At 58.2% G+C, this 19,657-nt stretch carries 18 protein-coding genes; 12 read left to right on the plus strand and 6 right to left on the minus strand.

Annotation, left to right across the window (positions count from 1 at the left end; translation table 11 throughout):
- Positions 1-213: 213 nt before the first annotated feature.
- Together GY791_07535 and galE are read left to right on the plus strand one after the other, a co-directional pair.
- Entirely contained in the window at positions 214-630 is a 417-nt protein-coding gene (locus GY791_07535; protein ID MCP4328272.1) for a hypothetical protein, read from the plus strand.
- A 133-nt stretch (positions 631-763) separates the two neighbouring features.
- A complete protein-coding gene (gene galE, locus GY791_07540; protein MCP4328273.1) occupies positions 764-1,750 on the plus strand; it encodes a UDP-glucose 4-epimerase GalE in 987 nt (328 codons plus the stop codon).
- Positions 1,751-1,888: 138 nt separating this feature from the next.
- On the opposite strand, the gene GY791_07545 is transcribed toward galE, so the two are convergent.
- Positions 1,889-3,529 carry a choline dehydrogenase gene (locus GY791_07545; protein MCP4328274.1) on the minus strand — a complete coding sequence of 547 codons (1,641 nt, stop codon included), beginning with the start codon at positions 3,527-3,529 and terminating at the stop codon, positions 1,889-1,891.
- Between the two features lie 199 nt (positions 3,530-3,728).
- On the opposite strand from GY791_07545, the gene GY791_07550 reads away from it, so the two are divergent.
- Positions 3,729-5,057, plus strand: coding sequence for a hypothetical protein (locus GY791_07550; protein ID MCP4328275.1), 1,329 nt, complete (start codon positions 3,729-3,731; stop codon positions 5,055-5,057).
- Positions 5,058-5,059: 2 nt separating this feature from the next.
- Here GY791_07550 and hutG read toward each other — a convergent pair whose 3' ends face one another.
- Complete coding sequence (hutG, locus tag GY791_07555) at positions 5,060-5,869, minus strand: N-formylglutamate deformylase (GenBank protein ID MCP4328276.1); 810 nt, start codon at positions 5,867-5,869, stop codon at positions 5,060-5,062.
- 148 nt (positions 5,870-6,017) lie between these two features.
- Between hutG and GY791_07560 the strand changes: the two genes are divergently transcribed.
- The 6 genes from GY791_07560 to hutC all read left to right on the plus strand — a co-directional run bounded on the left by GY791_07560 (position 6,018) and on the right by hutC (position 11,183).
- Positions 6,018-7,169 (plus strand): ABC transporter substrate-binding protein, encoded by a 1,152-nt coding sequence (locus GY791_07560; GenBank protein MCP4328277.1) that lies wholly within the window; start codon positions 6,018-6,020, stop codon positions 7,167-7,169.
- Between the two features lie 112 nt (positions 7,170-7,281).
- Positions 7,282-8,142, plus strand: coding sequence for a branched-chain amino acid ABC transporter permease (locus GY791_07565; protein MCP4328278.1), 861 nt, complete (start codon positions 7,282-7,284; stop codon positions 8,140-8,142).
- Between the two features lie 33 nt (positions 8,143-8,175).
- Positions 8,176-9,000 carry a branched-chain amino acid ABC transporter permease gene (locus GY791_07570; protein MCP4328279.1) on the plus strand — a complete coding sequence of 275 codons (825 nt, stop codon included), beginning with the start codon at positions 8,176-8,178 and terminating at the stop codon, positions 8,998-9,000.
- Positions 8,997-9,761 (plus strand): ABC transporter ATP-binding protein, encoded by a 765-nt coding sequence (locus GY791_07575; GenBank protein MCP4328280.1) that lies wholly within the window; start codon positions 8,997-8,999, stop codon positions 9,759-9,761. The genes GY791_07570 and GY791_07575 overlap by 4 nt, the downstream gene beginning before the upstream one ends.
- Complete coding sequence (locus GY791_07580; GenBank protein ID MCP4328281.1) at positions 9,748-10,467, plus strand: ABC transporter ATP-binding protein; 720 nt, start codon at positions 9,748-9,750, stop codon at positions 10,465-10,467. The genes GY791_07575 and GY791_07580 overlap by 14 nt, the downstream gene beginning before the upstream one ends.
- Positions 10,464-11,183: a histidine utilization repressor gene (gene hutC / locus GY791_07585; GenBank protein MCP4328282.1), complete on the plus strand. Its 720-nt coding sequence runs from the start codon at positions 10,464-10,466 to the stop codon at positions 11,181-11,183. Before GY791_07580 ends, hutC begins: the two co-directional genes overlap by 4 nt.
- Before the next feature lie 25 nt (positions 11,184-11,208).
- On the opposite strand, the gene GY791_07590 is transcribed toward hutC, so the two are convergent.
- Together GY791_07590 and GY791_07595 are read right to left on the minus strand one after the other, a co-directional pair.
- Positions 11,209-12,681 (minus strand): undecaprenyl-phosphate glucose phosphotransferase, encoded by a 1,473-nt coding sequence (locus GY791_07590; protein MCP4328283.1) that lies wholly within the window; start codon positions 12,679-12,681, stop codon positions 11,209-11,211.
- Between the two features lie 240 nt (positions 12,682-12,921).
- Positions 12,922-14,085, minus strand: coding sequence for a hypothetical protein (locus GY791_07595; protein ID MCP4328284.1), 1,164 nt, complete (start codon positions 14,083-14,085; stop codon positions 12,922-12,924).
- Between the two features lie 30 nt (positions 14,086-14,115).
- On the opposite strand from GY791_07595, the gene GY791_07600 reads away from it, so the two are divergent.
- Positions 14,116-14,385, plus strand: a complete 270-nt coding sequence (locus tag GY791_07600) for a hypothetical protein (protein MCP4328285.1) — start codon at positions 14,116-14,118, stop codon at positions 14,383-14,385.
- 110 nt (positions 14,386-14,495) lie between these two features.
- Here GY791_07600 and GY791_07605 read toward each other — a convergent pair whose 3' ends face one another.
- Together GY791_07605 and GY791_07610 are read right to left on the minus strand one after the other, a co-directional pair.
- On the minus strand, positions 14,496-15,713 hold the full coding sequence (locus tag GY791_07605; GenBank protein MCP4328286.1) for an acylneuraminate cytidylyltransferase: 1,218 nt from the start codon (positions 15,711-15,713) through the stop codon (positions 14,496-14,498).
- A 9-nt stretch (positions 15,714-15,722) separates the two neighbouring features.
- Positions 15,723-16,622, minus strand: coding sequence for an N-acetylneuraminate synthase (locus GY791_07610; protein ID MCP4328287.1), 900 nt, complete (start codon positions 16,620-16,622; stop codon positions 15,723-15,725).
- A gap of 171 nt (positions 16,623-16,793) precedes the next feature.
- On the opposite strand from GY791_07610, the gene GY791_07615 reads away from it, so the two are divergent.
- Together GY791_07615 and GY791_07620 are read left to right on the plus strand one after the other, a co-directional pair.
- Positions 16,794-18,116, plus strand: coding sequence for an oligosaccharide flippase family protein (locus GY791_07615; GenBank protein ID MCP4328288.1), 1,323 nt, complete (start codon positions 16,794-16,796; stop codon positions 18,114-18,116).
- Positions 18,117-18,251: 135 nt separating this feature from the next.
- Positions 18,252-19,196 (plus strand): class I SAM-dependent methyltransferase, encoded by a 945-nt coding sequence (locus GY791_07620; GenBank protein MCP4328289.1) that lies wholly within the window; start codon positions 18,252-18,254, stop codon positions 19,194-19,196.
- Positions 19,197-19,657 lie beyond the last annotated feature (461 nt).

A 19,657-nucleotide genomic window follows, 5' to 3' on the forward strand; every position in this document is an offset into this window, starting at 1 on the left:
TCAAATCAAACATCCGGCGATTGAGGGCCGGTATCGAGAGATTCCGGCTCAGCTATCGGTCGCGTGCGGCTTGGAAACAACAATGCGCTATGCCAGACTGCACCCTTTGGAGCCGCGATGAAGGTGAGGTTTATGATCATCAGATCTCGACGAGCGAATAGGTCATTTGCCACGGACCGCCAAGGCGCCGCGACAGGGGTGGCGACTTCCATTTTGCAGATTTTGGCCGCCCGGCGACGAGGTGAAATCGGCAAACGGATTTGGTTGGGACTTGCTTGCACGGCGATGATCGTTATTGGCGGATCGGTACCGGACGGGGCCGCTCTCGCACTCGAATGCCCGGTCGCGGAGGTGCAGCCTAATCAGCACGTGTTGCGCGAATCTCAACAGCGGATCGAAGAACTGTCGGAGCTTCTTTCAACGGGTGATGTGGCCAACCGCATGGGCGAGATCGTGACCGAAATGCGGCGGACCTATCCCGCCGTAACCGATGCCGAACTCGTCAATTACTTTGTCACGGCCTATTGTCCGGTCGTCAATTCGATGGGCGGCCTCAGCGACGACGAGAAGCGATCTCGCCTCGACCGATTCTCAGGTCAGGTGTTTCAGGCCGTAGAGGCGGGCAGCTAGACCGCTCGGTTGCGTTGGGTCGATTCCACTCCGGATCGTCCCCTGACGCTTCAATGACAATCGTGAAAGCCGGCCGGCGCCGGTTTTCTTCAAGAAGCTATAAGGGACCTGGGTGGTGGGCGCTGACGGCACGATATTGGTAACCGGAGGTGCCGGCTATATCGGCAGCCATGTCGTATTGGCTTTGCAGGACGCCGGGCGGCCGGTCGTCGTCGTCGATGATCTCTCCAACGGATCGAAGGATTTGATCCCCTCCGGCGTGCCACTAATTGTCGGCGATGTTGGGGATGCGGCTTTGATTGGAGACGCTCTCGGCGATCACCGGGTGAGCGCGGTGATGCATTTCGCGGCCAATATTTCGGTCGCCGAATCGATGACCACGCCGCTGGTCTATTATCGCAACAACACCGTCGCCAGTCGAACGCTGATCGATAGTTGTGTTAAGGCGCGCATACGCGACTTCGTGTTTTCGTCGACCGCCGCCGTATACGGGATGCTCGATAAGGTGCCGGTAAGGGAAGATGCGCCACCGCGTCCGATAAATCCCTACGGCCGCTCCAAGCTGATGACCGAGTGGATGCTGGCCGATGCCGCTTCAGCTCACGGCCTGCGATACGCGGCGCTAAGATATTTCAATGTTGCGGGTGCGGATCCGCGAGGACGAAGCGGGGAGTACGCGACGCATGTCGGACATTTGCTCAAGGTCGCGGGCGAAGTCGCGGCCGGAACGCGACAATTCTTAGAGATATTCGGCGAGGACTACGACACGCCGGACGGGACCTGCATCCGCGACTACATTCATGTCAGCGACCTAGCCGACGCACACATGCTGATTCTCGACCGATTGGCCGGCAGCGAGGAATCGTTGATCGTGAATTGCGGCTATGGGCATGGGTTCTCGGTCCGTGAGGTGATACGCGCGGTCGAAAAGACACTCGGCCGAAAAGTCGAGTGGCGAGGCGCGCCGCGGCGGGCCGGTGATCCGCCGATATTGGTCGCCGATGCGTCCAGAATGCGGTCCTTCGGCTGGCGACCGCGGTTCGACGATTTGTCGGCAATCGTGCAGACTGCCATCGACTGGGAGCTGAAACGTTCCTCGCCGCAGCGCGCGGAGGGTTAGACGAAATTGTAACGTTGGCCGATGGGGCCGAACTGTGGAAGGCAGGTCGCGCGCACCGATTTGGCCGATCGCGGACTTGTCCGGGCAACTTCGCAACGCGTTCGGAACATGCCTAGCCCGGAGTCGGTCACTGCGACCCTATGCCGCCGAAGTTGATCCAAGCTTTGCGTCTTGGTGGATCATGTCCGCCGCTTTCTCCGCGATCATGATCGTCGGCGAGTTTGTATTGCCCGAGGTGATGGTCGGCATGATCGAGGCATCAACCACGCGTAAGCCCTGAATGCCGTGGACGCGCAGCCGGTCGTCCACGACCGCGCGGTCGTCCCGCCCCATCTTGCAGGTCCCGACCGGGTGGAAGATCGTCGTACCAATCGTTCCTGCCGCCGTCGCCAGTTCTTCATCGCTCTGGTGTTCGACCCCGGGCCGGAATTCCTCGGGCTCGAAAGGTGCCAATGCAATGGCATCACATATTCGACGTGTCAGCCGAATCGCATTGGCGGCGACCCTGCGGTCGACCTGATCGGAGAGATAATTGGGCCGAATGGAGGGAGGGGCGAGTGGATCGGGCGATTTTATCGAGACCGATCCTCGACTTGCCGGCCTGAGGTTGCAGACTGAGGCGGTGAACGCCGGAAAGCGGTGTAATTCGGAGCCGAGTTTGTCCGTGCTAAGGGGTTGGACGTGATATTCGAGGTCGGGGGTTTCGAGGCTCGGATCGCTCTTAGTGAAGCACCCCAATTGGCTCGGCGCCATGGTCAAGGGCCCGCGGCGAAATAGACAATATTCGAGACCCATCGCGAGGCGTCCCACGGCACTATTGGCGCGTTCGTTGAGGGTCACGGTGTTCTTGACCTTGAACACGGTCCGTATTTGAAGGTGGTCCTGAAGATTACTGCCAACGCCGGCAAGGTGGTGTCGCACCGTAATGCCGTGGGCGCCGAGAAGGTCCGCGGGGCCGACGCCTGAGAGCTGAAGCAGTTGCGGCGAGCCAATCGACCCGGTCGCCAATATGAGCTCGCCGCTAACGTTGGCCGTCTTGCGGGCGTCGCCATGCAGAAATTCAATGCCAATTGCGCGGCGGCCTTCGAAATTGATTCTCGTTGATTGCGCCTTGGTAAGCACCTTTAGGTTTTGGCGGTTCATGACCGGGCGCAAGAAGGCCTTTGATGTGTTCCAACGAACCCCCTGTTTCTGATTGACCTGGAAATAGCCGCAGCCCTCGTTGTTGCCGCGATTGAAGTCGTTCGTCAGGGGAATGCCGGTCTCCGCCGCTGCAGCGCGAAAGGCGTCTAGGATTTCCCACGACAGAGACATGTTCTCCACGCGCCATTCGCCGCCTTCGCCGTGGAAATCGTCACCGCCGGGTCGATAATCCTCGGAACGCCGGAAATAAGGAAGGATATCGTCCCAACCCCACCCGATATTGCCCATTTGCCGCCATTGATCGTAATCGCGTGCCTGCCCGCGCATATAGATCATGCCGTTTATCGATGAACACCCGCCCAACGTCTTGCCTCTGGCGTAGTTGAGGGCACGGCCGTTGAGGCCGGCCTCGGGCTCGGTCATGAAACACCAATCGGTCTTGGGATTGTTCAGCGTATAGAGGTAGCCGATGGGGATATGGATCCATAAATAGTTGTCTTTGCCGCCCGCTTCGAGGAGCAGGACCGAAACGCTCGGATCGGCGGAAAGCCGGTTGGCCAGCACGCATCCGGCCGAGCCGGCGCCGACGATGATGTAGTCAAAAGTCCCGATGGAGTCCCCAATTTGGTCGGTCATTCTCAATTCCCAATCCGGCTGGTCATCGGTACGGTAGCGGCCGTCGATCGCTGAGCATAATATCCGGATTTTACAATTGGAAAACAAACCGATGAATCGGGCACGGTGTACTCGATGCATTCCGCTGCCAATGGGCCGGCCGACATCCGCCTGTGGGGTTGGTCCGGCATGAGACGGTGATCGTTGAGGTTCGCGCAGCATGATTTACCAGGAAACCGAAACGTCGAACCGGCCGCAGCGCCCGATCGGCTACCAGATCGGGCTGTTGGCGCTCTTGCTGGCCTACCTAGCGTTGATGGTGCTGGCCTGGAATGGCGGTTTTTATCAGGAAGCGGCGCGGCATCTCGGTGTACCCGCGTTCGAAACCCTGTTTCTCGATATTGTCGGTCCATTGTCTTGGTTGGAATGCGCTCGGCAAGGTATCGATGTATTCACGACCAATCCCTGCGATATCGCCAATCGTATCTACAATTATGGGCATGGCTGGCTGATTTTGATGGGCACCGGTTTATCGACCGCGGACACGGTATGGGCCGGTGCTCTGACGTCGAGTGTTTTCCTGTTCGGTATCGTCGCCTTACTGCGGCCAATGGATCTCGGCCAGGCATTGTACTGTGCCCTGATCGTCGTCGCGCCGGCCATCATGTTCGCCGCCGAACGCGCCAACGTGGATATTGTGATCTTCCTGTTGGTGTTGGCCGCGGCCGGCTTGCTTTCAATGGGTCTCGTGGGACGGCTTCTTGGCTATGTCGTGCTGTTTTTTTGCGGCCTGCTCAAGTTCTTTCCATTCTTCGCGTTGGGCCTGGCATTGCGCGAAAGAACCAAGGTTTTTTTCGCCGTGACGGCGATATCTGCCATCGGCGTCGCCATCTATATCGGCTTGTACGGGTCGGAGATATGGACCGTTTTCGGCAACATGCCGTGGACATCTCATCCGATCGAATTCACCACCCGTGGCCTAGCCAAGTCGATTGCCGCTATGTGGCATCTTGTTTTTGGTTGGGAACCGGATCGTCGCGGCCTGTGGTACGACATCGTCCGCCTACTGTTGCCGTTGGCCGGGATCTGGTTGTCTTTCCGGTCATTCAAATGGTTGCGCAGATCGGGTTTCTGCATCAAGGCGAGCAAGACCGAGATGACTCTGTTTCTGCTCGGTTGCGTCATTATCTGCTTCTGCTTCTTTACCGGCCGGAATTTCAGCTATCGTGCGATATTCCTGGTTCTGTGCGTTCCCGCCTTGCTGACGGCCCTCGGCGGGGTGGACAACGACGATAACCGCCAGACCAAGAAGATAGGATGGACAATCCTGGTTCTGCTGGCGTTCTCGCTCTGGTCGAGCGCGGTTTTCTACAACCTACAGGCGATAGGGGATGTGATAGGCGATTTCGCCTACATAGTGATTTGGGTCTTGGCCGAGGTCTTGAATTGGGCCCTGGTCGTTCTTTTGGCCGCGTTCATCTGGGATCTGGCGGCGCGTTCACCCGCATGGGGCGCCCTGGTGCGGAGCGGAAAATTCGCCGACCGATAGCGTCATAGGATCCGAATCGCTTCGGCCCACGCGGCGGCGGCCTCGACCATGGCCCGCAAGGCCGGCTGCACATTCCGCGCCAGGTCTTGTCGGTAGGCGAACGGCGGATCTTCATCCATATAGGTTGCCTGCGAGAGCTCGAGCTGAAAGGCGTGCAGCCGCTCGGTCGGGCGACCATAGTGGCGGGTGATGTAGCCGCCCTTGAACCGGCCATCGACCGCCAACGTATATGTCGGTGCGGTGCGAAGCACATGATCGAGCCGGTCCCGGAGCGCGGAATCGCAGCTCCGCTTTTCTGCCGTGCCGAGGTTGAAATCGGGCAGCGTGCCGTCGAAGAACCGCGGCACCTGTGACCGGATAGAATGGGAGTCGAATAGAACTGCAACGCTGTGGCGGTCTCGTATGGCGGCGAGTTCAGCCTCGATTCGATCATGATAGAGGGCCCAATATGTCGTACGGCGTTCGGCGATTTCGGTGCTGCCCGGCGCGGTGTCGTCGGTATAAATGGGCTCGTTCGCGAACGTTGTCGTCGGCACGAGCTCGGTATTGTTGGCGCCCGCATAAAACGGGCGATTGTCGGGCGAACGGTTGAGATCGATGACGTAGCGGGAATAGTTGGCCTCGATGACGCTAATGCCCAGGTCAACGGCGAAATCGTAAAGGCTTGGGAGATGCCAATCGGTATCGGCGACAAGATGCCCAGCGGCGGTCATGCGGTTCGCGATGCCAGGGGGAATAAAGGTACCGCTATGGGGCAGACTCATGAGCAACGGCCTGTGGCCGCGATGCAGTGCGAAAAGATCTGGTGTCATCCGTAACTTGTGGCGTGAAGGCTGGCTGGCGGTCAACAAGGACTTGACTCCCCAGGCGACGTTGATTTACTTGTCTATACAACTTGAGCGACGTAAGCCGCATAAGGCCGGGCCGCTCGAGGCATCATGTTTTCGGGGAGGTCACAAAATGAGAACGTCTCTTGGAAGAATAGCAGCCATCGCGATGGCGGGTGTTGTCCTGGCGGTGCCGGCATTGGCGGCGGATGCCTACAAGATCGGCATCAACGTGCCATTGACCGGTTTTGCCGCTGCCGACGGCAAGTCGGCGCTGACCGGGGCCGAACTTGCGGTCGAACAAATAAATGCGGCGGGCGGAGTCAACGGCACGATGCTTGAGCTGGTCGTCGAGGACGACCAGGCGAACCCAAAACAGGCGGTTCCCGTCGTCACCAAGCTGATTGAGGACGACGGCGTGGTTCTCGGCATCTCGGGAAGTTATTCCGGCGCCACCCGTGCGGCGGCCGGGATCTACCAGTCTGCAGGCAAGCCCTATATTTCGGCCTTCGCGGTTCATCCGGACATCACCCGCGCCGGCGACTATGTGTTTCGAACCTCGTTCGTCGGCGAGGTCCAGGGTCGGGCCGGCGCCAAGCTGATCGGCGAGGACATTGGGAAAAAGAACGTTGTTCTTATTACGCTCAACAACGACTTCGGAAAATCCTTGGCCACGGGTTTCAAGGAGAAGGCAGCCGACTACGGAATCAATATCGTCAACGAGTACGAATACGGCATCAAGGACCGGCAATTTGGGCCCATCGTCGCCAGCGTCAAGGCTGATAATCCGGACGCCATCTATGCGTCGGGCTATTTCTTCACGGCCGGCCCGCTGGTGAAGCAATTGCGGGATGGCGGCGTGACCGCACTGGTAGTTGGCCAAGAAGGTTACGACTCGGAGAAGTTCATCGAGATTGCCGGTCCCGATGCCGAGGGCGTTATCATCACGACCTCGCTCGACCGCGATTCCGATGCGCCAGAGACCAAGTCTTTCATCGAGGAATTCGAGAAAAAGGCGGGTTTCAAGGCGGACATGGTTGCTGCGTCCGGTCACACCGCGGTCAAGGTCGCGGCGGCGGCACTGGCAAAGGCCGGTAGCGACGATCCGAAAGCCTTGCGCGATGCCATTGCCAGCGCATCGGTTGATGCCTCGACCGGGAATATCTCTTTCAACGAATTGGGAGAGGTGCGGAAAGATGTTCAGGTCCAGGTCGTCAAGGACGGCGCTTGGCATCGTTACTCGGTAATCAGTGACGCCGAATTGTTGGCGCCCCCCGAAAGCTGAGCCGTCCGCTTGATTGTTGCGACGTCCCGGAGCGGGTCTCCGGGACGTCGATTCATATGACCTTGCGAGCGCTTTTCGTGGGGAACGATCTGCCGAGCGAGGATCGTCTCGAATGCTCTATGTAGATCTGTTCATACAGGGCTTGGTGCAGGGCAGTATCTATGCGCTGATCGCCGTCGGGCTGACGCTGGTCTATGGCTTGCTCCGAATTCTCCACGTTGCACACGCTGGATTGTTCACGCTCGGCGGCTACTTTGGTGTCCTGATTACCAATCAGACGGGCAGTTTGGGGCTCGCGGTGTTCGTGGCGATGATCGTCGTGGGCGCGATCGGAATGGCGATCTATCGCCTCGCCTACCAGCCGATCCTCGATCAACCGCCCTATGTCGCGTTGATCGCGTCGATAGGCCTGTTCATTGCGATGGAGGAAATCTATCGCCTAACTTTTGGGCCGTATGGCCTTTCCTATACAAACCCACCGCTGCAGGGATCGATCGGTTTCGCCGGATTGAGCCTCCGTAGCGCCGAAGTCGTGACGATCGTGGGGGCGTTCGTCATGGTCACGGTATTGGCGGTTTTGTCGAGTCGAACCCGAGTTGGGATTGCCTGGCGCGCCACGGTAACCGATCCGCAGATGGCCGAATCGTTTGGCGTCAATATCATCAAAGTACGGTATCTGAATTTCTTCCTGGGCACGGCCTTGGCCGCCGCCGCCGGCGTCATGGTCGCCCTTCTCAACAATTTGGTCGAGCCGACGATGGGCAGCGTCCCGAGTTATAAGGCGTTGGCGATCATCGTCCTGGGCGGTCTCGGCAATGTCAAAGGCACGTTGATCGCATCGATTGCGCTCGGTGTCATCGAGTCCTTCGGAACGATCTATCTTGGTTCCATACTGGATCGCGATGCCATCGCCTTCGCCTTCTTGATCGTTGTGCTCATGATTCGGCCCCAGGGCCTGTTCGGTAGGCGGTAACTCATGGCCTACGAGATCAGCCTACTCACCGCCATGGGGATCAGCGTAGTTTTCGCATTGAGCCTCAATCTTATCACTGGCTTCTGCGGCCAAATCAGCCTCGGACATGCCGCTTTTTATGGTACCGGCGCCTACTGCGCGGCGATGCTGACGACCAACGGATTGCCCTTCGCGTTGGCGATCGTCGCGGCTGCGCTGGCGGCTGGACTGCTTGGCGTGATTGTCGGGTTTGCGAGCTTGCGCGTACGTCATGATTTCTTGGCGATTACCACCATGGGCGTGGGTTTTCTGTTTATTGGAGTCGTTCGCAAACAGGATTTTCTTGGCGGCGAAATGGGGATCGGAGGCATTCCTGGTACCGGCTTGGACAAGCTCGAGTTCATGATCTTGGTGCTGGTCGTGGCTGCGTTGATTGCGGTTTTCAGTATCTACCTAAAGAAATCGTGGATGGGATACGCATTCGATTCTATCGCGGATGACGAAGACACGGCTCGCGTGGTGGGCATAGATGTCGCCCGCTACAAGCTTACCGCCTTCGCCATGGGGACCTCGCTGGCCGGTGTTGCGGGTGCCCTTTACGCCCACAACGTCCGTTTCATCGATCCAGACAGTTTCGGTTTTGTCGAATCGATCACCGTTTTGGCGATGGTCGTGGTCGGCGGCATCGGCTCGGTCTGGGGCGTCGCGATCGCCGCCGCGGTGCTGACGGCGCTACCGTTATCAGTTGCCTTCATCTCCGACTACAAACTGCTGCTCTATGGAGGACTGTTGTTTGCCGTCATGCGTTTCAGCCCCGATGGTTTGGCCGGCTGGACTCGTCGCCTGCTCTCTCGGGTATCCAAGAGGGCGCCGGCGTGACGGCGCTCCTTGAAATTCGCGGGGTGACCGTCCGGTTCGGCGGTGTGACGGCGATTGACAATGTGTCGTTTCAGCTCGAACAGGGTGAATTGCTTGGACTAATTGGTCCGAATGGGGCCGGCAAGACGACCATGCTGAGGTCGATTACGGGCGTTGTCCGGCCTCAAAACGGTGAGGTTTGCCTGAACGGCGTCGATATCTCCCGTTTGCCGATCCATGTCCGCGTGCGACGCGGCCTGGGATTGTCGCAGCAGATCGTACGGCCGTTTCGTCAAATGACCGTGCTCGACAACGTCGCCTTGACGGCGGGCCACATGAAGACCGCCGATCCGCTACGTGCGCTCCTGTTCACGGACCGTTCTTCGCAGCGCGCTCGCGCTCGTGAACTGCTCGACCTGGTCGGGATCGGGGATACGGCGCAGGCAATGCCGTCTTCGCTGCCACTGGGCTATTTGAAGCGCCTCGAAGTCGCGCGCGCTTTGGCGCTCGAACCGACGGTTCTGCTGCTCGACGAGCCGCTCGCCGGACTCAATAGCATCGAGGCGGCGCGCCTTGCAGACACGATCGTAAAGCTGAACGGCGGGGGACTATCCGTGGTTCTGATCGAACACAATTTGGGAGAAGTGCTTCGAATTTGCAGCCGTCTCGTCGTTCTCGACAACGGCCGCAAGATTGGCGACGGACGGCCCGAAGCGGTGATGGCCGATGGTCACGTAAGGGCGGCATATCTTGGCGTGGAGGCAAGCGATGCTGCGGCTTGAATCGATGAGCTGCGGCTACGGGCCGTTCCAGGCGGTGCACGATCTTAGCTTCGAGGTTGCCGAGGGCTCGATTTTCGCTCTTGTCGGCGCGAACGGGGCAGGGAAGTCTTCGACCATCATGACCATCGCCGGTCACGTCGAGCTTCAGGGCGGTGTCATAAAATTCGATGGCGAGGATATTTCCACGCTTGCGGCCCGTGACCGCGTGCGGAAGGGAATTGCCCTGGCACCGGAGGGGCGGCGCCTGTTCCCCGACCTCACGGTAGCCGAAAATCTGATCGTCGGGGGTTATAGCAGGCCGGCTGCGGAGACGACCGCCACGCGCGATATGGTATTTGGCCTGTTTCCAAGGCTGGCCGAGCGATCGACCCAATATGCCGGTTCGATGTCCGGTGGCGAACAGCAAATGCTAGCGATCGGCCGTGCGTTGATGGCCCATCCGCGATTTCTGATGATCGACGAAGTCTCGCTTGGGCTGATGCCGAAAGTTGTCGATATCTGCTATTCGGCGATCTCGCGCCTCAAGCAGTCCGGCCTCACGGTATTGCTCGTCGAGCAAAGCACCCAACGTGCGCTCGAGGTCGCGGACACGATATGCGTTCTGGAATCGGGTCGCCCGGTATGGCAGGGCGGCGTCGCCGAGGCGCGCGCCGATCCCGGGATGATCGACGCCTATCTTGGCCTGGCGCGGGAGCAGGAGACATGACAACCGCGCGGCCGGTGCCGCTCTATCAGCAGGTCAAAGACTATATCTCCAGTCATGTCGCGTCCGGAGAATGGGTCGAAGGGGATCGCGTGCCGTCGGAAAACGAACTGGTGCGCCGGCTCGGAGCCAGCCGGATGACGGTCAATCGCGCCCTGCGAGAATTATCGGTCGAGGGCGTAATACGGCGCGTTCAGGGGCTTGGCACCTTCGTCGAAAGCAACAAGGCGCAATCGACTTTCCTGGAGATACGGAATATCGCCGATGAGATCCGTGAACGCGGCCATTCCTATCATGCGGAGCCATACACCGTCGGCACCGAGACGGTGACGGATAGGATCGCCTATCTGCTCGAGCTCGAGCCTGGCGCACGGGTATTTCATTCCATCATTGTCCATTTCGAGAACCGAGAGCCGGTGCAACTCGAGGATAGGTTTGTCAATCCGGCTATCGCCCCGGACTATCTCGATATCGATTTCACCGAGACCACGCCCAATGAGTATTTGATGCGGGTGGCGCCGCTGCTCGCCGTCGAACATGTGGTCGAGGCGACACCGCCCAATCCTTTGACCCAAAAACTGCTATCGATGTCGAGGGAAGAGCCGTGCCTACTGCTGCACCGGCGCACTTGGTCCGGGCGGCACGTTGCGGCCTATGCGCGTTTGCTGCACCCCGGCAGCCGATACCGGCTGAGCGCTCAATTTCCCGTTGGCGACTGAATGTGGGGAAACGGTTCCGCGAGTTCTAGTAGGTTTCGCGATTGTCGAAAACGACCAGGATGGTCTTCGCGGCGATATATAGATCGAACCAAATCGACCAATTCTTGATGTAGTCGAGATCGTACTCGACCCTCTTTTCAATTTTCTCGACCGTGTCCGTTTCGCCGCGCCACCCGTTGACTTGAGCCCAGCCGGTGATTCCGGGTTTGACCTTGTGACGTGCCGCATAATGATTGGCCACCTCCTCGTAACGGCGGCCGGCGGCCTTGGCGGCCAATCCGTGTGGCCGGGGGCCGACGATGGACATGTCGCCGCGCACCACGTTGATGAACTGCGGCAACTCGTCCAAGCTCCACTTCCTGAGGAATTTCCCGACCGGAGTGACGCGGGGGTCGTCCCGGGTCGTAAGGACTTCAGCCGCGCGGTCCTCCAGGTGGCTATACATCGACCGAAATTTTAGGACCTCGATTGGCCTGTTGTTATAGCCGTACCGAATTTGGCGGAACAGCACAGGGCCCGGCGAGTCCAATCTTATGGCGAGCGCGATCAGACCGAGTATTGGGGAAATCGCCAAGAGAATCAGCGACCCTAGCACGCGATCCTCCAACGCCTTCAGAATGTAGTCCCACCCCGATATGGGTCGGTCGAGGACACCGAGCATGGGCAGGCCGGCGACATCGACGTAGGATCGGCCGCGAAATTCGGGAGCAAGATTTTCGGGCGCCAACCGAATATCGACCGGTGTCTCGGCGAGCCTGTTGATGACCGTGCGCAGGCGCTGGTGTTCGTGCCACGGAATGGCGACGATGACCTGGTCGATCGCCCCATCGCGAATCATGGCGACGAGGCCTGTGAGTCCACCGAGTGTGTCTCTGCTCCCGTACCCAGCCTGACCGCCGGACGCGGTTGCATCCCGGCGATCGTCGACAAAGCCCAGGATACTGATCGAATCACCACATTCGCTACCGAACTGCCGAACCAAGCCGGCGGCCCGTTCTCCGACCCCAACGATGGCGGTCCGAATGGCGAACCGGCCTGCTTGGGCGCGGTCGGTAATCCAGGCCCGGAAAATGATGCGGCCGATGATCAATGACGCGATTGCGCCGGTTAGCCAGGACGTCGCCCATACGCGCGAGTAGAACCCGGTGATCTTGAGGGCGAAGGCGAGCACCAGGAGACCCGCCGCTGTCATGGCGAGCGCCCCGATCAATCTGCCAATTGCGAAGTTCCGACCGAGTATGAATGACTTGCGATAGGTGCCGAACCATTGAAGATTGAGGAGTGCGACGATGACCGTGACAAAGAAAGCGACCGCGTATCGGCTGCTGATTTCATTCTCGCCAGGTAGGACATAGAGCGCATAAATCGAAATGCCCGGTAAGACGACGGCGACCGCGTCGACAGCCCGCGCGATACCGAGCAGCGACGTTTTTGTCAACGCCGTTGCGCGCCGGGGGAGTTCCCGTGTGTGTACGAAGGTGGCGTTCAAATCGGTCATCCGGGTCCACGATCGAAACGGCAGGGCACAGTGCACGTCCGAGAGGTGGATTGCTGTGTGCTCTGTAGTCGTGGGAATTATCGCCACATATCCTTAATCAGCGGTTTACTGGAGGCGCTGATTTTCGGATTGCTTTTGCCCAATTTGAAATAAGTCAGGCGTCCCCCGTAGTGCGCGGCCACATCGGCGACCGAGCGGGTGGGCTTGGCGATGGAAAGCGTCGCGCCATCGGATTGGTGCTCAAGGCGATATCGCCTTTTGCGGCCTCTCAACGGTCATGGTTTCGAGAAGCGGCCAATCAGTGTCAGGTTTCGAAATCAGTGCATTATGCCGCTGTTGTTCGGTCGCTTGGCCCAAGCCCCAAGCAGCCTCCAGGCGCGCGACGATTGTGGCAAGCGGCCGTGAGGGTGTCACGAAATGGTCGCCGGCCGAATCAACCACCGTCCGGCGACCTCCTTCGACAACTGATTTGATATCCGCGGCTGTTCGAATTCGCAGCGCTCGGCCGCTGTCGACGAGATCTCGCACCACGTCGCTGCCCGGTAGGGCGGCGATCATCGTCGTGCATCCCAGATCGAGGCCTTCGTACAAGGCGGTTGAATAGACGCCCACCTGATGCGCGGCACTTGCCTGCAGTTCCAGCGTTTCGAACGAATTGTCGTTGCCACTAATGGTGAGCCGGTGGACGTCCGGGGCACCCTTGGGTTTGGCGATGCGCTCTATCTCCGCCTGGTCATCGCCGGGATGCAGTCGATACACGATGTCGCGATCCGGCATGAGTCGAGCCGCATCAATGGCGATCTTAATGAGCTGGCTGGCAATCGAAGGTTGGGAAATGAAGACAATGCGATCCGACTTAGGGGTCGTACGCAGGGCGATGATTCGGGCCGCGACATGTGGGGCGCCATAGACAATGGCCTGTTTCGCGCCGCTTGGGTCCAGCTGCGTTCGCCAGGCCGGTCCGAAGAGCAGCAGGAAGTCGGGGCGGTACGGTACCGGCACACCGGGCGGGAAGGAATAACCCGGGTGGGATTTGTGAATGATGCCGTGTTGCATTTCGATTGTGGGAATGTCCAGTTCCTGGGCCGCCGCGATGAGATCGGCGTGACCGTAGGCGACGACAACGAAGAGGCGCTTGGTCTCGCGTTGACGCATCAACGACTTGTACAGGCGCCGACGTGCGTTGAATTGCCCGAGACGAGTGGCCACCATATCGACAAGAGGTAATCGAACCTCGAATCGATCTTGGATTCTCGCCTCTAGATCAGACAAGAATTCGATCTCTGTCGCTTGGAGTTTGCCAGGCCTGAATAGACACCATAACCTTGCCAGAATCGTGATGGCGTCGGTACTCCTCGCCATTCCAAAGCGATCCGAAATGACTCCGGAGAGATCGAGCGTCATACAATTGTCTCGACCCAACTCGGACAAAATATGCGCACCAAGCACTTCGGTGCGATGCCCGTTATCGAACCGTGTCCGGCCCCATTTCATGATCAAGGTGTCGGCATTTCTCCAGCCCAGGAATGGATTCCGCCACAGGCAATTTATCACGGCCCTGATCAGACGGGGCCAGGGCCAGGCTTTCCCTACCGCCGAATTTTGAAAGTGTTGGACGATACCCTTGCGGACGAGGATTTCTTCGAAAATGTGCTGGCGGAGCGCTGGCCAATAATACACGCCCTCGATTCGGCGTTCGAATAATCGGTGCTCTTGTTCGAATTCGCAGAGGTGCCTGAAATGGACCTCGAAGGTGCCTCCACTCGGTCCATTGATTTCGCGCGGCGGCCTGCAGGGCGGCTCAACGAATGGTCTCATCGAGCGGCGGGCCCCGCGTCGCGGGCGCTTTCGAGGGCGTCACAGAGTATTCTGATCGCGCCGGCGCCACCTTGTGCCGGGAGGACGGCATCGCACACGCCCTTTGCGGCGGCATGGGCGTCCGCGACGACGACACCGAGACCGGCCGCCTTTACACAGTCGATATCGTTGACGTCGTTACCGACGAAGATAATGTCATTGACCGATAGATCGTATGAGCCGGCCCAATACTGGAGCGCGGCGTATTTGTCGTCGATACCTTGAAAGCATTCCACTCCAAGCTTCCGACAGCGAGCTTCTACAACCGGATTTTTCTCCTTCGACAAGACACAAAGCCGAATCCCGAGGGCCCGCGCGTGGGCGAGGCCCATGCCGTCGCCGCGATCGCAGATGACGCTTTCGCGGCCGGATTCGTCGACCATTACTTTGTTGTTCGTCAACACGCCGTCGAAGTCCATCACCAACGCCCGGTACTGTCGTGCCTGGAGCAATGCGACCAGCCGTTCATATCCAATGACCGGCTCAGCAAGACGACGCGCCAGCTCGAGGTCCATTGGCGTATCGATTTCTAGCGCATGCGACGGCGGAACCACGTAGGGCAGCACTTTACCGAAGAAGCGATGCTTCCATTGCCTAAAGCCCTTGGTTGAAAACGCGTAAATCGCACCCGTCTCGAGATACTCCATGGGACGATCCTGGCGGCGCTGGCGAACATGGAAATCATGATTGATGCCATGGACTCCATCGGTTTCCCCGTTTCGCCAGACAAAGCCATGAAATGGGGCCGCGCTGAACACGCAATCCGCCGATTCTCGACGCATCAAATCGACGGCACCGTCGATTTGCAGGGGCGTGGTGAATGGCGACGTGCACTGGAGAAAGACAGTGGTGTCCGCCATCGCCGGGCCGTTTCGTTCGATGCAATCCAGTGCGTGCAGAAGGGCGCCTTCGGAGCTGGCGGTGTCCGACGCAAATGCGGCGGGGCGTTGTATCACCTCGGCGCCTGCGTCCGCCGCGGCATCGGCGATTTCCGCATCGTCAGTGGTGACGAAGACCCGCCCGACGGAGCTGGCCCTGCGGGCCGCTCTCACGGTGTGGCCAAGAAGGCTCTCGCCACCGATCTGTTGGAGGTTCTTCCGCGGTATTCCAGTCGACCCGCCGCGTGCGGGTATGATCGCAATTGGCTCCATCTCGGCCTTTCGGTGCAATTCCATGTGACTTCGCTAGTTCGCACCAACTGCCATGAGCGGCGCGACCTCGGCCGTGCTCCACTTCAATTTGGCGCGTTGCGGCTGTTCGACATCGAGAATCTCCGTCGGCTTGAACTCCAGGGCCTTGGCCACCGCGCTCAGGTCGCGTACCAGCCGGCGCAATCCGTCCGGCTCGAGCGACGCCGCATGGTCGGTCCCCTTCCATGTCCGGTCGAGGGTGAAATGCCTTTCGATCCATTCGGCACCAAGCGTCATGGCTGCGACATCAGCGGAAATTCCAAGATGATGGCCGGAAAACCCGATAGCCTTTGCGCGGTCGCCGTAGGCGTCACGGAGGCGGGAAATTTCGCGCAAGCAGATATCGCCAAATTCTACCGGGTACCCGGACGTGCAGGAATAGATGACGAGGTCGCGCGCCCGGTTTCGATTTTCGAAAAACGCAACAATTTGCTCTTCTTCGTCCCGCGAGGTCATTCCGACCGAAAGATGGATCTCGCCGCCGAAATTGTCGCATAGATAGCCCAGCATCTCGAAATGCAAGTTCGAAGCCGAGCCGACCTTGATCAGCCTCGGCTCGATCGAGGCTATCTCCTTGGCCGAAGTCAGGTCCCACACCGATGTTGAGTAATCGATCCCGAAACCTTCGCAGCAATCCTTCAGTTCCTTGTGCTGGTCGAGAGAGAATTCCAAGAACTCGCGATGTTCGCCGTACGTCGCGCCATAGGAATTGGCGGGATTGGGGTGTGGCGCGGCGCATTGTTGAGGTGAAAGAATCTCCCGCGGAGATCGCTTCTGGAACTTGGCGACGTCGGCTTTGCCGAACGTGGCAATAATGCCGATCATGTCCCGGGCGATATCCATTTCCCCTTTGTGATTACAGCCTATTTCCGCGATGACCTTTGGGGCTTTCATCTTTCTCACCGTTGGCGTTGCACGTGGCGAATTGCCGTTGCCGGAGCTATATCATCGCGGTTGTGGAAATTTGGTTAACGGAATGTAGACCATTGTCGCGGGATATATGTGGTCCCGGACTCGCACCTTCGGTGGGGCGGCCGGACCGCTGCCAATTGAAACGGGATCGCTGTGATCGCAACCCAAGAGCCGCCGCTCTACCGTGCCTTGACATTCCTGCAGTCGCTGGCGGCGAAGAAGACGTCCCGCGACGCAGCGATCTATGTCGCTGGCACGTTTGCTGTGGCAGCGGTGCCGCTGATTCTGTTGCCGATCCTGACCCGCTATCTGTCCCCTGCCGATTATGGTCGGGTGGCGATCGTGCAGGGACTGATTGCGTTAGCGGTTCCGTTCATTGGTTTCAGCCTTCACGGTGCGATTATCCGTTTCCATGTCGATAGCGATCGGCGAACCTTGGCTCAGTACCTGTCGTCGTGCACCGGGGTCTCGATCGCCGGGCTAATCGGCGTGTTGCTCATTGTTCTTTTTTTTCAGGACACGATGAGCGCAGTTTCCGGGGTTCCGACGATCTGGATCTTGATGAGTGTGGTGGCGGCCTTTTTTGGGTGCCAGACGGTTTTCGTGTCGACTGTGCTGCGGGCTGAGCGGCGTCCAATATCCTTTTGCGGGTTCCAATTCAGTCAAGTGGCGTTCAATCTCGCGCTATCGCTTTTCCTCGTCGTTGTTGCCGCTGGCGGCTGGCAGGGACGGGCAAGCGCGATCATCGCGGCATCGATCATCTGGGGTCTGATCGCGATGGTCTGGATGGGCACATCCTATGGCTCAATCACCTTGCCCAGGATCGAATTCATCAGGGATTCCCTGAAGTTCAGCGTTCCGGCGTTGCCGCATACCTTGGCTGCCCTGGGAATGATCTATTCAGATAGGTTTATCCTCGTTGACCTGCTTGGGGCTGGCGAGATGGGGGCCTATGTGGTGGCGCAGCATATTGCCGGTTTCATGCTTCTGTTCGGCAATGCGATCGGATTTGCCTGGGTGCCCTGGGTCTTTCAGAAATTGAAGGACGGGTCGGACGTCAGCGCCCGAAATATCGTCCACGCGACTTACATATGCTTTGGCGCGCTGACGGCAGCTGCGGTTTCAATCATCTTCGTCGCCGAGCTAGCGATGCCGTGGCTGGTGGGTGCTGAGTTTCAGAGTGCGACGACCTTCATACCATGGCTGGTATGCGCGGCTCTCTTCAACAGTCTATATGTCATTGTGTCCGTCTATATATTTTATGAGAAGAAGACTTATCTATTGAGCGTCATAACGCCGACCTGCTTGGTGCTCAAGCTTGCGATAACATATTGGCTAGTTCCATTTTTGGGCGCGACGGGTGCGGCGATCGGGTCACTGGTGTCCATGGTGATGCTGCTCGTCCTTGCCTGGGTAATCGGACAGCGATCCACACGGATGCCCTTGCACCGTGGTTTCCGTTTCGGTTCCGCCTAGTTTCTGCCGATTGCTTCAAGCCACATCTTCTTCATTAGGTAGCCAATGCTGTCACAACGACTATTCTACCGAGACGAACCATCTGTCCACCTCTCGGCCTTCGCACGAAACAGGAAGGAACAATTCGTAAGAAGCGTGGGTGAACTCGTAGAGAAGTCATGCGCGATCTGCGGAAGCGGCTCATTCCTGGACGTCGCAGAGGTCGACCGTTACGGCTTTTATTATCCGACCGGGCTCTGCCGAGATTGCGGGAACCTCCAGCAGCGAATGTACTATTCGAATGAAGACCTGGACCTGCTTTACAGCGAATACTACCGAGACATATATGGAGAAGTATCTCCATCCGAACTGTTTTCCATCCAGTATGCAAAGTCGCGCCGGATATACGATTTTTTGACCAACGACGTCAGCAAGGGTGGCAGGGTTCTGGAGGTTGGGTGCGGGTCCGGTGGGATTCTGAAGTTTTTTCAGGACCGCGGATTCGAGGTAGAGGGATGCGATCTCGACACCCGATATATCAAATACGGCAGAACACGCGGTATTTCGATTGCCTGCCAAGATATTGACGGCATGGCAACGAGCAATGAATTCGATCTGATCATATTGTCCCATGTTCTGGAACATTTGATCAATCCGAGGCGCGCGCTCGAAAAATTAAAGTCGATGCTTTCGAAGGAGGGAATGATCTACATTGAAGTACCATCCATTCACATCGTGCGATCGAATTATCAATCGAATCTCCTTGCGTATTTCCAGAATGCGCATTTCTTGCATTTTTCGGAAGGTACGCTGGAGAATCTAGTGGGGTCCGCGGGGCTTGTTACCATTCAATCAAGCAAATTCGTCCAGTTGTTGTGCAAGTCAGGGACGAAAAAGCATGGAATCTCCAACCAATTCGACAAAATGAATGCCGAGCTCAAGAAGATCGAGCGATCCTATAGGGCATTCGGTTCGATGTACAAATGCAGGGATATCGGACGCGCTGCCGCGGTCAATCTAATCACGAAGCTCGGAATGAAGAGTGCGATTAGGAAATTGTTTGAGTTGGCAAGGGGATGTCGATCCTGCCGTCGCGTCTAAGAATTGAGCGCCGCTGCAAATTTTGGTCTCGGTGCGGTGACGCCGATAGCGTTTCACGGATAAGTGCAAGTTTGATGTTGCTGCGATAACGGGCACCGCAGCCCATAGGGCGCTTATTGAGCGACGATATAGTGTCAGGAATTCGAGCGCTCCGCGGTAAATTTTCGTCCGCATCGATTGGACGAATCTCTCGGCGATTCGGAATTATGAATTGCTGGATGACTCGATTCGGACGCGGCATCGCCTCGATGGAAGCCAGATCACGAAGCTGCGGAATCTTGACCGCAATCTACCGGGCAAATGGTACTTGAGCTTGGGAGCCCGCCGGATACATTCGGAAATCGAACCTAATACCAAGTCTCTGTGAGTGGGACTCATATAGGGGCTTTCCGGAACGGTGTTTTTCTGATTCAAGATGGCAAACGGATGGAGGTTTGCCATGGGTTCTCCGGTTTCACTTC

Source organism: Alphaproteobacteria bacterium (assembly GCA_024244705.1).
Classification (GTDB): Bacteria; Pseudomonadota; Alphaproteobacteria; order JAAEOK01; family JAAEOK01; genus JAAEOK01.

Bases quoted from the DNA above. Each gene is read 5' to 3' on its own strand.
- GY791_07600 (MCP4328285.1), top strand. From the start codon at position 14,116: ATGCGCACCAAGCACTTCGGTGCGATGCCCGTTATCGAACCGTGTCCG.
- GY791_07610 (MCP4328287.1), bottom strand. From the start codon at position 16,622: ATGAAAGCCCCAAAGGTCATCGCGGAAATAGGCTGTAATCACAAAGGG.
- GY791_07545 (MCP4328274.1), bottom strand. From the start codon at position 3,529: ATGACCGACCAAATTGGGGACTCCATCGGGACTTTTGACTACATCATC.
- GY791_07590 (MCP4328283.1), bottom strand. From the start codon at position 12,681: ATGACCGATTTGAACGCCACCTTCGTACACACACGGGAACTCCCCCGG.
- GY791_07560 (MCP4328277.1), top strand. From the start codon at position 6,018: ATGAGAACGTCTCTTGGAAGAATAGCAGCCATCGCGATGGCGGGTGTT.
- GY791_07550 (MCP4328275.1), top strand. From the start codon at position 3,729: ATGATTTACCAGGAAACCGAAACGTCGAACCGGCCGCAGCGCCCGATC.
- hutC (MCP4328282.1), top strand. From the start codon at position 10,464: ATGACAACCGCGCGGCCGGTGCCGCTCTATCAGCAGGTCAAAGACTAT.
- GY791_07565 (MCP4328278.1), top strand. From the start codon at position 7,282: ATGCTCTATGTAGATCTGTTCATACAGGGCTTGGTGCAGGGCAGTATC.
- GY791_07595 (MCP4328284.1), bottom strand. From the start codon at position 14,085: ATGACGCTCGATCTCTCCGGAGTCATTTCGGATCGCTTTGGAATGGCG.
- GY791_07570 (MCP4328279.1), top strand. From the start codon at position 8,176: ATGGGGATCAGCGTAGTTTTCGCATTGAGCCTCAATCTTATCACTGGC.
- GY791_07580 (MCP4328281.1), top strand. From the start codon at position 9,748: ATGCTGCGGCTTGAATCGATGAGCTGCGGCTACGGGCCGTTCCAGGCG.
- hutG (MCP4328276.1), bottom strand. From the start codon at position 5,869: ATGACACCAGATCTTTTCGCACTGCATCGCGGCCACAGGCCGTTGCTC.
- GY791_07605 (MCP4328286.1), bottom strand. From the start codon at position 15,713: ATGGAATTGCACCGAAAGGCCGAGATGGAGCCAATTGCGATCATACCC.